This window comes from Streptococcus oralis subsp. oralis (genome assembly GCF_002096495.1).
GTDB classification, from domain to species: Bacteria; Bacillota; Bacilli; order Lactobacillales; family Streptococcaceae; genus Streptococcus; species Streptococcus oralis_CU.
This window is the reverse complement of record NZ_NCUO01000012.1, coordinates 31,327-46,400: the sequence shown is the minus strand read 5'-3', so window position 1 is coordinate 46,400 and position 15,074 is coordinate 31,327. Positions and strand designations below refer to the sequence as shown.

Annotated in this window: 11 protein-coding genes; all 11 read right to left on the bottom strand. The window is 41.9% G+C overall.

Translation table 11 applies throughout. The annotated features are described in order from the left end of the window. Positions 1-87 precede the first annotated feature (87 nt). A complete protein-coding gene (pknB, locus tag B7717_RS05695; protein ID WP_084881459.1) occupies positions 88-1,989 on the bottom strand; it encodes a Stk1 family PASTA domain-containing Ser/Thr kinase in 1,902 nt (633 codons plus the stop codon). Next, positions 1,986-2,726: a Stp1/IreP family PP2C-type Ser/Thr phosphatase gene (locus B7717_RS05690; RefSeq protein WP_000401527.1), complete on the bottom strand. Its 741-nt coding sequence runs from the start codon at positions 2,724-2,726 to the stop codon at positions 1,986-1,988. Before B7717_RS05690 ends, pknB begins: the two co-directional genes overlap by 4 nt. A gap of 15 nt (positions 2,727-2,741) precedes the next feature. Further along, positions 2,742-4,055, bottom strand: a complete 1,314-nt coding sequence (gene rsmB, locus B7717_RS05685) for a 16S rRNA (cytosine(967)-C(5))-methyltransferase RsmB (protein WP_162287138.1) — start codon at positions 4,053-4,055, stop codon at positions 2,742-2,744. After that, positions 4,048-4,983: a methionyl-tRNA formyltransferase gene (gene fmt / locus B7717_RS05680; RefSeq protein ID WP_084944364.1), complete on the bottom strand. Its 936-nt coding sequence runs from the start codon at positions 4,981-4,983 to the stop codon at positions 4,048-4,050. Before fmt ends, rsmB begins: the two co-directional genes overlap by 8 nt. Positions 4,984-4,995: 12 nt before the next feature. After that, positions 4,996-7,392 (bottom strand): primosomal protein N', encoded by a 2,397-nt coding sequence (locus B7717_RS05675; protein WP_084944363.1) that lies wholly within the window; start codon positions 7,390-7,392, stop codon positions 4,996-4,998. Positions 7,393-7,457: 65 nt separating this feature from the next. Next, positions 7,458-7,772: a DNA-directed RNA polymerase subunit omega gene (rpoZ, locus tag B7717_RS05670; RefSeq protein WP_002874282.1), complete on the bottom strand. Its 315-nt coding sequence runs from the start codon at positions 7,770-7,772 to the stop codon at positions 7,458-7,460. Positions 7,773-7,796: 24 nt separating this feature from the next. Then, positions 7,797-8,423 carry a guanylate kinase gene (gene gmk / locus B7717_RS05665; protein ID WP_000775041.1) on the bottom strand — a complete coding sequence of 209 codons (627 nt, stop codon included), beginning with the start codon at positions 8,421-8,423 and terminating at the stop codon, positions 7,797-7,799. A 134-nt stretch (positions 8,424-8,557) separates the two neighbouring features. Next, positions 8,558-10,171, bottom strand: a complete 1,614-nt coding sequence (locus tag B7717_RS05660; protein WP_084944362.1) for a ribonuclease Y — start codon at positions 10,169-10,171, stop codon at positions 8,558-8,560. Between the two features lie 111 nt (positions 10,172-10,282). Further along, positions 10,283-13,261: a type I restriction endonuclease subunit R gene (locus tag B7717_RS05655; RefSeq protein WP_084944361.1), complete on the bottom strand. Its 2,979-nt coding sequence runs from the start codon at positions 13,259-13,261 to the stop codon at positions 10,283-10,285. Between the two features lie 111 nt (positions 13,262-13,372). Continuing rightward, positions 13,373-14,422, bottom strand: coding sequence for a hypothetical protein (locus B7717_RS05650; RefSeq protein ID WP_049501132.1), 1,050 nt, complete (start codon positions 14,420-14,422; stop codon positions 13,373-13,375). A 9-nt stretch (positions 14,423-14,431) separates the two neighbouring features. Continuing rightward, the gene (locus B7717_RS05645) at positions 14,432-15,073 is read right to left on the bottom strand and encodes a hypothetical protein (protein ID WP_049501131.1); all 642 of its coding nucleotides are present in this window, start codon (positions 15,071-15,073) and stop codon (positions 14,432-14,434) included. Between the last annotated feature and the right edge of the window lies 1 nt (position 15,074).

Genomic DNA, 15,074 nt, shown 5'->3' with positions numbered 1-15,074 from the left:
TTTCTCCTCCTTTTTTCTACTTCCTATATTTTATCACAAAATCTTGTGAAAAAAAATCTTTGTCATGAAATCATGACAAAGATTCGTTTAATCTCGAGAACTTTCGCGGTTTCCTTCATTGTTTGGTTGATTCGTTGGAGGATTATTCCCTTGTTGATTTCCTTGCTGGTTCCCTTGATTTGGTGTTGTTGTAGAACCCTGGTTCCCTCGTTGAGCAGGGTTAGAGGATGAAGTTGACGGTGGTGTTTTCGGTTTGTAAATCGAAATCTTGATACGTGTGCTAGCAAGATCAACCTTTTCACCAGCTTTTGGTGTTTGATCTACAACCGTACCCTCTGCTGTTCCTTCAGAAGCAGTCGATACTTCAATAACCTCAATATTAGCCTCTTTTACTCCGACAATCTGAGTCAGATTATTCTTAGTAAATTCGAGACTTGAGCCGATGTAGCTAGGCATGCTGACACTGGTCACCTTCTTGGCAACTGTTAAGGTAATCGTGGTGGCTTTTGAAAGGTCATAAGTCGAACCCGAAGCGGGGGTTTGTCTGAGGATAGTTCCTGGTTCGCTTTCGCTGGATTCTTCCTCTTCCATCTGAATTAGATTTTCTGGTACCTTTTTCTCCTTGAGTTCAGCTACAACTTCTGTATACTTGCGTCCGACGTAATTGCTCAATTGGAAGGATTGCTTACCAGAAGAAACAATCAAATTGACCTTGGTCCCTTCTTTTCGGCCGCTGCCTGCTTCAGGATCGGTTCGAATAACGCGTCCTTCCGCTACTGTATCACTAGCCTCCGATTTCTCTTCGCCAGCTTCAAACTTGGATTTTTTGAGTGCTTCTTTGGCCTCTGCAACGGTTTGTCCGGCCACGTCAGGAATAGGAATCGTTGCAGGTGTTCTTGACAAAATCCAGATTAAAGAGGCTACAACCAATAGAAGACTAGCTAAAAGAATCATATAGCGAGCTTTAAACTTCCGTTTTTTAGCTGGCTTTGGTGCAGGTGCTGGCTCAGTGACTGGTTGAGTAGCTTTCTTTGGCTGAGGACGCTCTTCCTGCGCAGGCGCTTTAGGAATAGACGTCAGTGTACTTTGTGGAACTTTAGGTAAAGTCTTAGTGTCTGCCTTACTCGCATCGTCAAAGACCAGTTTCGGTTCATTCCGACGATTATAAGACAAGCTAGTTGACAAGTCCACATACATTTCTGAAACAGACTGATAACGATCTGACAACTTCTTAGCAGTTGCCTTAATGACAACATTTTCTAAAGCCTGAGGGACAGATGGATTTTCAGCTATGACGGACGGAAGTGGCTTCTGGAAATGCTGTAGGGCAATCGTAACCGCACTATCCCCATCATAAGGGATATGTCCCGTCAGCATCTCATAGAAGATAATCCCCATTGCATAGATATCACTCTGGAAGGTCGCTTTAGAACCACGCGCTTGCTCAGGTGACAAATAATGAACAGAGCCTAACATTGAGTTTGTCTGGGTCAGACTGGTCTCCGCAAAGGCTACGGCAATCCCAAAGTCCGTGACCTTAGCTGTGCCGTCAGGTGTCAAGAGGATATTTTGAGGTTTCAAATCCCGGTGAACAATTCCTCGAGTATGGGCTAAGCGCATGGCCAAGAGGATTTGCCCCATGATCCGAACTGCTTCTTCATTTGAAAGAGGATAGTGTTCTTTGATATAACGCTTGAGGTCAAGCCCTGCTACGTACTCCATAGCTAGGTACTGTTGGCCATCTTCCTCACCAATATCTGTTATCCGAACGATATGAGGATGGTCCAGATCTGCCATAGCTCTCGCTTCACGCTGGAAACGTGCTACAGCAATCGGGTCTGTCTGGTAGTTGGTCCTCAGGACCTTCACTGCCACTTCTTCCCCGTCTAGGATCAAATCCTTGGCCAAGTAAACATCTGCCATGCCTCCTCGACCAATCTGCTTGACAATCCGATACCGCCCGGCAAAAATCTTGCCGATTTGGATCATTCTGCTGCCTCCTCGTTCATGTAAACAAGGGCAACCGTAATGTTGTCTAAACCTCCTGCATTGTTAGCGAAGCGAATGAGGGTTGCCGCCTTGTCTGCTAGGGAAATATCGCTGGTTACGATATCATAAATCTCGCTTGCCGAAATCATATTGGTCAAACCATCACTATTGAGCAAGAGATAATCTCCTGACTCCAATGTAATCATCCCAAAATCTGGCTGGATTTCATCCTTTTGTCCGATAGACTGGGTAATGATATTCTTTTGAGGGTGAGTTTCTGCTTCTTCTGGAGTCAATTGACCAGCCTTGAGCAATTCATTGACCAAAGAATGGTCACTCGTCAACTGGTGGTATTCTTCTCCACGAATCAAACCGATACGAGAATCTCCAATGTGAGCATAGATGGCTTGGTTGTCAATAAACGCAACAGCTTCTAGCGTTGTTCCCATACCTCTGTAGGCTTCGTCCTGACCTAGTTGATGAATTTTTTGATTTTCAATCTCCAGGTAGTGGGCAAACCACTCACGAACTTCATTGACTGAGTCAATTTGGGTATCCACCCAAGCCACACCAAGGTCTGTTACGGCCATCTCACTAGCGATATTTCCTGCACGGTGCCCTCCCATCCCGTCAGCCAAGATGATCATAGTGCGTCCTGCTCGGTTGACAAAGTGATTGACATAGTCCTGATTATTTGTCCGTTTCTGACCAACATCTGTTAATAATGCTATTTCCATTGTGTCAGTTCCTTCCTATTCTGATATCTTGCGAAATTGGCTGATAAAAAATCCATCACTTCCATACAATTCAGGAGTGATCAGGATGCAGCCATCTTTCAGGATATCTTTACATTCGTGTTCTAGTTTAACCTGCTCGAACTCGGGATGACTTTCTAAAAACGCCTCAACGACTTGAAAGTTCTCCTCAGAGACAATAGTACAGGTACTATAAGTTATTATACCACCTTTACGTAGCGTTTGACAAACACTACCTAATATTTCCAGCTGAATTTCCTGTAAGGATGTGAAATCTGCTGTTTCTTTATTGTATTTGATGTCTGGTTTACGACGTAAAAGTCCAATTCCAGAACAGGGAGCATCTACTAAAATCTTATCAAAAGAGTCCCGACCGAAAAACTCATGCACTTTTCTGGCATCCAATTTTTGCGTTTGCACTTGATCTGCTACTCCTAAACGCTCCGCATTTTCTTGGATCAAGTCCAACTTATGGTCATACAAGTCCAGAGCAGTAACCTGACCTGTCCTGAGATACGAAGCCATATGGGCTGTTTTCCCACCCGGAGCGGCACAGGCATCTAGAACCTGCTCATCTCCTTGTAAATCAAGAGTGGGAGCAACCAGTTGACTAGACTCGTCTTGGATGGTAATAGCTCCCTCTGCAAACAAATCATGGCCTGCAAAATGCCCCTGCTCCTTGACCAGACCAGTGGCCGCCAAAGGGGAATCAGTCGCCTCTAACAAAGCTTTGATTTCCTCTTTTCGGCTCAAGTTGGTCACCCGGATGCTAGCCTTGTTGCGTACCAAGAGACTTTCAAAGATGGCTTGTGCTCGCTCTTCACCGTATTCTTCCTTGAGTTTAGACACGAGCCAAACTGGGAGAGAATAGGCAATGGAATCACGTTTGTTTTTGCGTTTGATGCTGTCAACATCTGGCCAGCCTTCTCGCAAGATACGACGAAGGACGGCGTTGACTAATTTTTCACTGCCTTTTTTACGGGCTTTGGCTAGTTCTACCGCTTCATTGACTACAGCGTGATTAGGAATCTTATCCAGATACCGAAGTTGGTAGGCGCTCAGAAGGAGCAGGATATAGAGCCAGTTATCAAGCTTATCCCGGTCTTCGATAAAGTGGGATAGGTACCATTCCAGAGTCAGTTTTCGGGCTACCGTACCGTAGACAATCTCTGTCACCAAGCCCTTGTCTGCTGCTGAGAGTTGACTCCCCTTGAGGTGTTTGTTTAAGGCAATATTGGAGTATGCTTGGTTAACCAAAACATCCTCTAGCACTGCTAGAGCTAGACTTCTAGCCGTTTCTACTTTAGTCACCAAATCGTTCTCCTACAGTCAATGTCCGTCCCACTCCGTTGAGGAAGGAAGCGATATCCATCTTAGGTTTACCAGCTGGCTGCACTTGCTTAAGAGACAGAGCACCTTCTGCCGTAGCGACGATCAATTCCTTCTTGCCGATTGAGAGGATCTCCCCTGGAACTCCCTGACCTTCTACTGGTAGGGCTTCATAGATTTTAAAGCGGTCGCCTTTGAGAAAAGTATGGGCAACAGGCCATGGATTCATGCCACGTATTTGGTTGAAGAGTTGACGATTGGTTTTAGTCCAATCGAGTTTCTCTTCTTCTGGCTTGATATTTGGCGAGAAAGTGACCTGACTAGGATCTTGAGGCACAGGTTTGATCTCCCCAGCAATATAACCAGGAAGGGTGTCCAAGAGCAAGTCACGACCAACAATCGCTAATTTCTCAAACAAGGTTCCAACATTATCCTCATCTGTGATAGGAATGCTACGACGAGAAATCATATCTCCTGCATCCATTTCCTTAACCATTTCCATAATGGTCACACCAGCTTCCTCATCCCCTTGAATCAAGGCATAATGGATAGGCGCACCACCACGGTGTTTGGGAAGAAGTGAGGCGTGAACGTTGACCGCAAAGTTCATGCTATCAAGAAGTTTACTTGGGAGGAACTGCCCAAAAGCAGCGGTCACAACCCCATCCGCCCCTAGCTTCATAATGGCTCCCATCTCAGGACTTCCAGATAATTTTTCAGGCTGGTAAATGGGAAGACCTGCTTCTTTGGCAGCCTGCTTGACTGGGGTTTCTTGGATCACTTTTTTACGGCCGACAGCGCGGTCTGGCTGGGTCACAACTGCTAGAATTTCATAACGGTCGTCTGTCAAAAGTCCTTTTAAGACTGTCGCTGAAAAGTCGGGTGTCCCCATAAAGATTAGTTTTGTCATTTCTTCTCCTTCTTATAAAAATTGCTGCGGTTCGTGGTCAATACTGAGACGGAGCTCGCTATTTTCCCGTTCTTGAGTCAAGGCCAAAACCTGGTTGAGAGTCGGTCCCAGCTCATCTTCTAAACGGTATTTAATTAAAATCTGGTAATGATAAAGGTTGTGGGTACGGGCGATGGGTTTAGGCGTCGGTCCAAGGATTTTACTAGTTTCCGATAAACCTGAACGTAAAATTCCCATGACTTCATAGGCACGTTTGACAACCTCTTCTTCTTTCTTGTGAGAGAGGGTAATCCCAATGGTGAAATAATAAGGTGGGTAGCCAAGTTGGCGTCTGATACTCATTTCATAAGCGTAAAAGCCTTCGTAGTCTTGGTCTTTGGCAAATCGAATGGCATAGTGCTCAGGATTGTATGACTGGATCAAGACCTGCCCAGCCTTTTCCGCTCGACCTGCACGGCCTGCCACCTGAGTTAAGAGTTGGAAGGTTCTCTCAGAGGAACGGAAATCAGGCAAGTTTAGGGCCGTGTCCGCATTAAGTACTCCGACTAGGGTCACATTGGGAAAATCCAAGCCCTTGGCAATCATCTGAGTTCCCAGCAAGATATCTGCTTCCCCTCGGCCAAACTGGTCAAGAAGAGCTTGGTGACTGCCTTTCTTACGGGTCGTATCCACATCCATCCGTAGAATGCGAGCCTGAGGAAAGAGTTCTGCTAGCTCATCATAAGCCTTTTGAGTCCCTGTCCCATAGTAACGAATACTGCGACTCTGACAGTTGGGACAGACATGAGGGATTTCCTTAGAAAAACCACAATAATGACAATTCATAGTCTTAGTATCCATGTGGAGAGTCAGAGAAATGTCACAGTTGGGACAAGTATCCACCGTCCCACACTCCCGACACATAACAAAGCTAGAATAGCCCCGACGGTTGAGCATGAGGACTACCTGCTCTTTTTTATCCAAGCGGTCTTGGATGGCTTCTAGCAAAGGGGGCGTAAAGTTTGACGTCTCATTCTGCCCGATATAGTCCCGAAAGTCAATCACTTGAACCTCAGGAATAGTGGCTAAAGGATTAGCTCGTTGTGTCAGACGTAAGTGTTGATAGACACCTTTTCCAGCTCGCGCACGGCTTTCTAAGCTCGGTGTCGCCGAACCAAGGACCAGGGCTGCTTGATTGTACTGGGCCCGTAGAATGGCGACCTCTCTAGCATGATAACGGGGATTGCTGTCTTGTTTGTAGCTAGCTTCATGCTCTTCGTCGATAATTATAACACCTAGATTTTTCAAAGGAGCAAAGATAGCTGATCGAGCGCCAACAACAACTTGGGCATCGCCACGCTCAACCTTGCGCCATTCGTCGTACTTTTCACCATTGGACAGGCCTGAGTGAAGAATGGCTACTTTCTCACCAAATCGAGCAATAAAACGCTCCGTCATTTGTGGCGTCAGAGAAATCTCAGGCACCAGCAAAATAGCCGTCTTACCCTTATCCAAGGCTCCTTGGATAATCTGCAAGTAAACCTCCGTTTTCCCACTTCCTGTAATCCCTTGAAGGAGGAATGGAGGCTGTTGACTACCAATAGCACTGACAACCGCATCGCGAGCTTGTCTTTGCTCTGGGTTCAGCTCCAAAGGTCTACTTGCTTCAATGCCTTCAAAATAAGCAGCTGAACGTTGCACTTCCTTTTGGACTAGAGTTAAAGCTCCTTGCTCCACAAAGAAGTTGACTTGCTCGCGTGAGTAGGACTCTAACAAACTAGCCAGAGGAGCACTCTCAGGATGAGACAGCAAATAGTCTCTCAGCTCTGCCTTTTTCTTAGCACGCGCAGAAATCTCAATCTTCTCTAGCTGAGTAGCATCAACCTCATACCAAGACTGGGTCTTGACCTTCTTTTGATCGACAGCCTGATACTCTAAGCGGAGCAGACCTTTTCTGGACAAGCGCATCATTTCTGCCTGTTTGGCAAGGTCTAGAGAAGAAAAGGCTAGCGAATCTTCTGAACCAAACAAACGCTCTCGGTCTGCCTGACTGAGACCTTCTAAAGGATAAAGAATCTTATCATAACTGGAGTTTAAAAATCCCGGCAACATGGCTTTTAGAATGGAGATTTTATAAGAAAAGACAGACTTGCGTAACTCCTCAGCCAGCCAGAGTTGCTCTTGAGTCAAGACGGGAGAAAAGTCTAGCACCTCTGCAATCTCCTTCAAGTCCTGACCTTCCATCTCTTCATCCGACTGGGACTCCAGGCCAAGCACAATCCCTTGTATCAAACGATTACCCTTGCCGAAGGGGACATGAACCCGCATACCGACTTCCAGCATCTCTACAAATTCCTCAGGGACCTTGTAACTGTATGGCTGGTCCGTCTGCATTAGGGGAACATCCACGATTATCTTTGCAATAGCCATCTTCTCACCTCCTTCTTGTCAGTACATTCTTGCAATAGAAAAAATAAGATTGAGTCCCCCCAACCTTAAATTTTTTCACCATCTTCTTTTTCTTTAGCAATTTGCTCTTTGATTTTCTTTTCTTCCTCTTCTTTGCGACGTTTTTCTTCTTCGATACGGAGACGAACCGCTTCACGTTTTCCTTCTGGATCTGGGTGAATGGTTACATTTCCTGACTCGATTTCTTCCAAAGCGCGAAGAGTTGATTTTTCAGACTTAAACTCTTGAGTTGCTGGCGCGCCTGCTTCTAGTTCGTGGGCACGTTTTGCTTCCAAGATTACGAGTGAATATTTTGATGGTACCTTGTCTAGCAAGGTATCGATAGAGGGTTTTAACATCATTTGCTTGTACCTGTTTCCTATAGTTTATCGAGTAGTTGGAGATTTTGGCAACATCTCCTGGTAGTGACCAATGACACGGTCCACACGGAAGTGTTCTGCTTCGATCACACGCTTGACACGTTCAGCAGCGAGGGGCACCTGATCGTTGACAATGGCATAATCATACTCACGCATGAGGGCAATTTCTTCCTTGGCTTTTTCGATTCGTTGGGCAATCACTTCAGCGCTATCTGTTCCACGACCTACCAAGCGGTCTTGCAATTCATCCAAATCTGGTGGCGTTAGAAAGATAAAGACGGCATCTGGAACCTTTTTCTTAACCTGAAGAGCTCCTTGCACTTCAATCTCAAGAAAGACATCGATTCCCTTGTCCAGAGTTTCATTGACATAGGTCAGAGGAGTTCCATAATAGTTACCGACATATTCTGCATATTCCAACATCTGACCTTGACGGATCAGCTCTTCAAACTCTTCACGAGTACGGAAGAAATAGTCCACTCCATCCACTTCACCAGGACGTTGCGCACGCGTCGTCATCGATACAGAGTATTGAAATTGATTCTCAGAACTCTCAAAAATCTCTCTTCTAACCGTTCCTTTCCCAACTCCTGAAGGACCAGAAAAAACGATTAGCAAGCCTCGGTCTGCCATTATGTCTCCTTTAGTTAGTCTGTGAAATAAAGTGAAATTTCTCTCGGATACTGATGATCACGTCAGTTATCCTTCTACAGTCTTTCTATCTAGTGTAACAAAAAAGCAGTAATATTTCAACTGCTCTTTCTTATTTATTTAGCATAATCTACTGCACGAAGTTCGCGGATCACGGTTACCTTGATGTTTCCTGGGTAATCGAGATTGTTTTCAATTTTCTCACGAACTTTGTGAGCCAAGATTGTGACTTTGTCGTCTTTGATTTGTCCTGGATTAACCATGATACGGATTTCACGTCCTGCTTGAAGGGCAAAGCTATTTTGCACCCCTTCAAAGCCATTGGCGATTTCTTCCAAGTCATGGAGACGCTTGATATAGCTTTCAAGAGATTCACTACGAGCACCTGGACGCGCTGCACTCAAGGCATCTGCTGCAGCAACAATCACTGCAATGACGCTTTCAGCTTCGACATCACCGTGGTGGCTAGCAATAGTATTCACCACAACTGGGTGTTCCTTGTACTTACGAGCCAACTCTGTACCAATCTCAACGTGGCTACCTTCAACCTCGCGGTCAATAGCTTTCCCGATGTCGTGAAGGAATCCAGCACGACGGGCAAGAGCTGCATTTTCACCAAGTTCACTGGCGATGATACCAGATAACTTAGCAACCTCAATCGAATGACGCAAGACATTTTGTCCATATGAAGTACGGAACTGCAAGCGTCCCATGATCTTCATCAAGTCTGGATGGAGGTTTGGCGAACCAATCTCATAGGCAGCAGCCTCACCGTATTCACGGATTTTATTGTCAATCTCCTGACGGTTTTTCTCCACCAACTCCTCGATACGAGCTGGGTGGATACGGCCATCCTTGAGCAACATTTCCATGGTCATACGAGCAATCTCACGTCGAATCGGATCAAATCCTGACAAGGTGACCACTTCTGGCGTGTCGTCGATAATCACATCGACCCCTGTCAAACTTTCAAAGGTACGAATATTACGCCCTTCACGACCGATAATGCGACCTTTCATGCTATCGTCTGGTAGGTGAACTGTCGAGTTTGTTGACTCTGCTACATAGTCACCAGCGATACGTTGCATAGCCTGAACCAAGATATCTTTAGCGATCTTGTCTGACCGTTCCTTGACTTCTTGCTCAGCCTCACGAATGCGACTAGCAATTTCCTTAGTCAAGTTTTCCTCTGTCTGAGCCAAGATAATATCTCGAGCCTCAGTTTGGGAAAGGGAACCGATACGTTCCAGTTCAGCTTCTTTTTGTCTTTCAACTTCCTCTAATTGCTCTTCACGTGCATCAAGGTTTTTTGCTCTATCAGAAATACTTTGTTCTTTTTGTTCAAGTGTTTTTTCTTTGTTCGTCAAATTGTCGTCTTTGCGGTCAAGGCTCGTAGCTCTCTCCGTCAAACGACTTTCGATTTGCTTGAGTTCCTGACGCTCTGACTTAAATTCAGCGTCCACTTCTTCACGGTATTTTCTGGCTTCCTCTTTGGCCTCCAATAGTGCTTCTTTTTTAAGAGACTTGCTTTCGCTCTTGGCTTCATTTAGCAATAAATCCGCTTCGCGCTCAGCTTGTCCTCGTAAATTAGTTGCTTCTTGTTCAGCATTTAGAAGCATCAACTCTGCAGCCTCTTGAGATGATTTCATCTTAGCTGAGATGCTGACATATCCAATGACTAAACCAATGATGACGGCAAAAACAGCAATCGCAAGTGTCATGATTTCCATGTTTTTACCTCATTAAATTTGTTTATCGAATGACATACATTCCTTAATATTCTATCATAAAAAACCGATTTTCACAAACCCAAATTGAAGAGTTTTGTGTGAATTTTAGGACTACAATTCTTCGGATCCCTTCAAACTTTTATACACATCATCAAAAAATATATTTGCTACTCTCTTCTTGAACGAATCATTATTTAATAGAGCACCATACAAATCCTGACTCTGAGAGTACCCTTCTATCAAGACATTGTCAATTTCTTCTTCAAAGGCAAATACGAAATCATCCCTAGAATTAACACGCGCAGATTGTTTAAGCCTTGGATTCTTTTTCATCAATTCACGAATCGAAACAGCTCCACTTAAGCCAACTTGCTGGTCAATGTTCAAATTTAACTGTTCGTTCATTTCGTCTAAGATTTCAGATAAATGTTTTTCTTGATCTCCAGTAACATCGCTCAAACTTGGTTTAGGAAGAGTTAATTCAGGCTGATATTCTAATTCAGAAACTGCCCTGAAAGAACCTGTTTGCTTATGTTTCATATAATCAACGACAATCTTATCTGCAATTGTAAAATCATTTCCTCCTAAACGAACATCAATCATCTTAACAAGACTTTGAAGATAGTTATATCGTTCGTGTAAAACCTCATTTTGATAAGCCGTTGCCTGAATCAAGAAAGTATACATCCGAAGAAAACCGCGAATAACCTTTCGAATAGACAATTGTTCTTTTTCATCAAAGCGTTTCACTCTATCATAACCTTTATTCAACAAAGCGACCATCTTTTGTTTTTCTCTACTTGAACGTTTTTCTTGATATAAAAATTGATTAAACTCTTGAACCTCTTCGCTGTCCAGAATACCATATTCATCAATTTTACGATCCAACTTTAAGACATCACTAGGAGCAATGGTATCAGCTAAAATCGTCTCTCGATAGTAGGGAGCAAAGGCTGAGCGAATATCGTCGTAGGTATTTTTAAAATCAAGGATAAATGTTTTCTTGTTATAGCCTCTAAAGATCCGATTCAGGCGCGACAACGTTTGCACCGCAGCCACACTACGCAATTTTTTATCCACATACATGGCAACCAACTTAGGTTGGTCAAAACCAGTCTGATACTTGTTCGCAACTATCAACACCTGATAAGCATCAGTATCAAAACGTTCTTTTAAATGCTCTTCCTTAAACTGATTCATTTGAGATTCCGAGAACTCTCTCCCTAGATAATCAACCTTACCAGAAAAAGCAATCAAGGTACCAATGCTGGTGATACTGTGATCTTTAAAGTATTTTTCAAAAGCCAACTGGTACTTGACCGCCACTTCACGACCAGATGTCACAAGCATGGCTTTTCCTTGACCACCCAACTCTGCCATAATATCATGACTGATAAAATGGTCCATGATAATTTCAACCTTTTGATTGATATTCTCATCAGATAATTCCACGAATTTAGCAATCTTACGCTTAGCAAGCGTAGTTTTTAGTTCAGGATCTTCTTCTACTACTTTATTAAGTTGGTAGTAGGTTTTATAAGTCGTATAGTTATCTAAGACATCTAGGATAAAACCTTCCTCTATAGCTTGCTTCATACTGTAGACATCAAAAGGGGCTTTAGAGCCATCGGGCTGTGTTGTACCAAACAACTGTAGGGTAGTTGCCTTAGGAGTTGCCGTAAAAGCAATGATTGAAACATTGTCTTGCTTTCCTGTACGCGCAATCTCCTGCTCAATGGCATCCGCAACTGTCACTTCCTGAATCTCATCAATAGTTCCATCCTCCGTATCCGTTTCAGTCAAGACCTGACTAACTGAACTCATGTAGGAGCCTGTCGTTGAACTATGGGCTTCATCAATCAGGATGGCAAATTTCTTTTTCGCAGTATTCCCTACAGACATCCAGTTGGATTGGTTGATTTGGGCAAACTTATGGATAGTCGTTGCAATGATCTTTGTGTTCCCAGCAATGGCATCAGCTAAATCACTAGATGTCTCACGATCACCCATCACCTTCACAACACCGTTCTTATGGTCAATCTGTCTAACAGCATCTTGTAACTGACGGTCTACTACTATACGGTCTGTGACAATTAAAACTGTATCGACGATATTTCTATTTTGGTCATCATGAAGTGAAACCAGACTATGAGCTAACCATGCTATGGTATTGGTTTTACCAGAACCAGCCGAATGCTGAATCAGATAATTACTATCAGTATGGTTGACTTTCATGTCTTCTAGGAGACGACTAACAGCTCTACGCTGATGGTACCTAGGAAAAATTAGTGTTCTCTTTTTAGCATCATTCTTATCAAGCTCAAAGAAGATAAAACTTTCAATCAGCTGAAGAATACTATCCTTGGTCAATACATCAAGCCACAAGTACTCTGTATCTACACCATTAGGGTTGTGAGGATTGCCACTCCCCATATCAATACCTTCCCCTTTCCCCATATTAAAGGGAAGGAAGTAGGTTTCTTGACCCTTTAACTGGGTTGTCATGTAGATTTCCATAGTATCTACAGCAAAGGAAGCTAAGACTCCCTGCTCAAAACGGAAGAGACGATTATTAGGATTGCGACCTTTGAGTTGTTTAATGGCATCCTGAACTGACTGACCACTAGGATTAAACTTGAGCTCGATGGCAAATAGCGCTAATCCATTGATAAAGATAACAAGGTCAATGCGGCCGCCCTCTTCATAAACCACTTCCTCAATTACCGACAAACGATTGGCTTTATATTGCTGAACAGCTTTTTCATTAAAACTAGTAGCTGGTTTACGATAGAGGAGGCGCAGTTGCCTGTTTTCAATAAAGACTCCCTCTTTTAAGGCGAACAAAAAACCACCCTTGACGATTTCCTTATTGACGAGAGTGATAATCGTCTCCTTGCTCAGTTTTTTAAGGAGATAATCCATGGTCTCTTCCTGAGTCTCCATCAGAAAATCCCATAGGAGTTCCTCATCCATGGCTAATCGAGGATTGTACTGAGCAGCATCCCGCTGGCTATAACCATTTTTTTCTTTTAAGTCTTTGATAATCCACTGCTGGAAATCATAACGCTCCTTCAAGCCCAAATTTGCCATAGTTTCTCACTTTCTAATATTAACTCTTTTCATTTCAATTTTAAAATTTACACTAATAATTTCTTAAAAATTTTAAAAGTTATTAAAAATCTAAGATATAGAAATAGTTATTTAGATGTTTGTTTGTGTCTCCTGATGGATTTCATTAGTCCAAATCTGCCCATCCATTATAGCTGCAAGTGTCGCTACTGAAGATTCATCTACTAATAATCCAACAACTTTACCCTCTTTTGATCTGTGAACCTTTAAGGGTTTGTTGCCTTTCTGAACATTATTCTCCAATTTTTTGTTAGCTTCTATAATTCGATCAATATCATATTGTTTATCATCTTCCGAATCTCTAGCAAATTTTTTAGCAATATTAACATTTTTTTCATTGAAAAAAACGCTTGGACTAAATTTCTCGTCATCCCAATTTACAGAAATTCCCTGTTTAGAAATTGTCCTTTTAACAGTAATATCACTAGACCTAAATTTCTCAAAAGTTTTTTTGGCGTATTCAAAATATGAATTTTTTAGAACAAAAGCTTTTTCATATTCTTCTGGTTTGTGAACAAAAACTTGTATATTAGATTCCAAACCATTCTCACTGTATATTGCAGACGCAAATACGGATGACTCAATCAAAATTACTGAATCTAACGAAAAAGAAGCATTAGAATGGATTGTATCTACTGTTTCTAACTGTGTGTGAAGTAATCTTTTATTTTTCAATATATGATATTTCGGCATAAATCTAGCAAAATGGTACACCGTAGTCTGCTCGTTGTCATCTCTAGACTCTAGTACATAAAATCGAAAACCACTTAAGCCTTCGTGATCACCTTCACTAGTTATATTTGATGCTTTTTGTGATGTCATTGTTGTTGCTCGACGTATATCAGAAAGAATTTCAAACTCTTCCTTGAAATAACTATTTTGATTAGAATTTAAAATCTGTTTATACGGATCACTTTGTTTTATAATACCTCCTGAAAAGTCACCTAATTCTTCCATTGCTTCTTCGTAGGTATCAAAATTTCCAAATTTCATATTTGCCCATATCTTAGAAAATTCTGCCCTTTGATCTGGCAATAAAATGCTACCAATTGGTTTATCACTCCTATCAAAAAATTTTTGATACTTCCAAGCAATCAAATATATATTTTTTAATTCTTGCATATCAAATAATCATCCTTCCTCTTTAAACACATATAATCTATTTCTGGCATCTGTAGATGAAAACGGTATTATTATTTTCAAACCATATAGTCTTTGTTTCAATATACTTCTATCACATATTATAAAGAATCTATCTTCAACAGATACAATATCTTTCCTACATAGTACTAATAATAAATTAGGGATGGGATCACTACTATTTAACACATATAGCAATAATAAAAGTTGTACACTAACAAAAACAAAAAGTTGAACATATAAAGATTGAGATAAGTCTAATGATGTAATCCCCGAAGCTATTACAATACTCAATAGATATTCCATTAAATTTGGATTAACAGTATAAATTCCATAATTAACCACTGTACCATTTTTATCTTTTTCTATATTAAAGTTTATTGTTGTTTCTAGCTGTCCTGTTTTCTTTCTTTTTAGTTTATTTATCTTATATAGCAAATAGTATAGAGAAAATAAAGTAAAAATTATAAATCCAAATACTACAATTGCTTCTATATAAAATGAATTATTAAAAAAGTTTAAACTTAAACATTTTAGCTCATCGTATTTCTTTAATAAAATAATGATATATGCAGGAAGCATTGCCGTCCAAAAATAACATACCTTAAATAAAAAGTTTGTCCCAAAAAACATC

Bases quoted from the DNA above. Each gene is read 5' to 3' on its own strand.
- B7717_RS05660 (WP_084944362.1), bottom strand. From the start codon at position 10,171: ATGGAAATCATGACACTTGCGATTGCTGTTTTTGCCGTCATCATTGGT.
- B7717_RS05690 (WP_000401527.1), bottom strand. From the start codon at position 2,726: ATGGAAATAGCATTATTAACAGATGTTGGTCAGAAACGGACAAATAAT.
- B7717_RS05650 (WP_049501132.1), bottom strand. From the start codon at position 14,422: ATGCAAGAATTAAAAAATATATATTTGATTGCTTGGAAGTATCAAAAA.
- B7717_RS05645 (WP_049501131.1), bottom strand. From the start codon at position 15,073: ATGTTTTTTGGGACAAACTTTTTATTTAAGGTATGTTATTTTTGGACG.
- fmt (WP_084944364.1), bottom strand. From the start codon at position 4,983: ATGACAAAACTAATCTTTATGGGGACACCCGACTTTTCAGCGACAGTC.
- B7717_RS05655 (WP_084944361.1), bottom strand. From the start codon at position 13,261: ATGGCAAATTTGGGCTTGAAGGAGCGTTATGATTTCCAGCAGTGGATT.
- B7717_RS05675 (WP_084944363.1), bottom strand. From the start codon at position 7,392: ATGGCTATTGCAAAGATAATCGTGGATGTTCCCCTAATGCAGACGGAC.
- rpoZ (WP_002874282.1), bottom strand. From the start codon at position 7,772: ATGATGTTAAAACCCTCTATCGATACCTTGCTAGACAAGGTACCATCA.
- pknB (WP_084881459.1), bottom strand. From the start codon at position 1,989: ATGATCCAAATCGGCAAGATTTTTGCCGGGCGGTATCGGATTGTCAAG.
- gmk (WP_000775041.1), bottom strand. From the start codon at position 8,423: ATGGCAGACCGAGGCTTGCTAATCGTTTTTTCTGGTCCTTCAGGAGTT.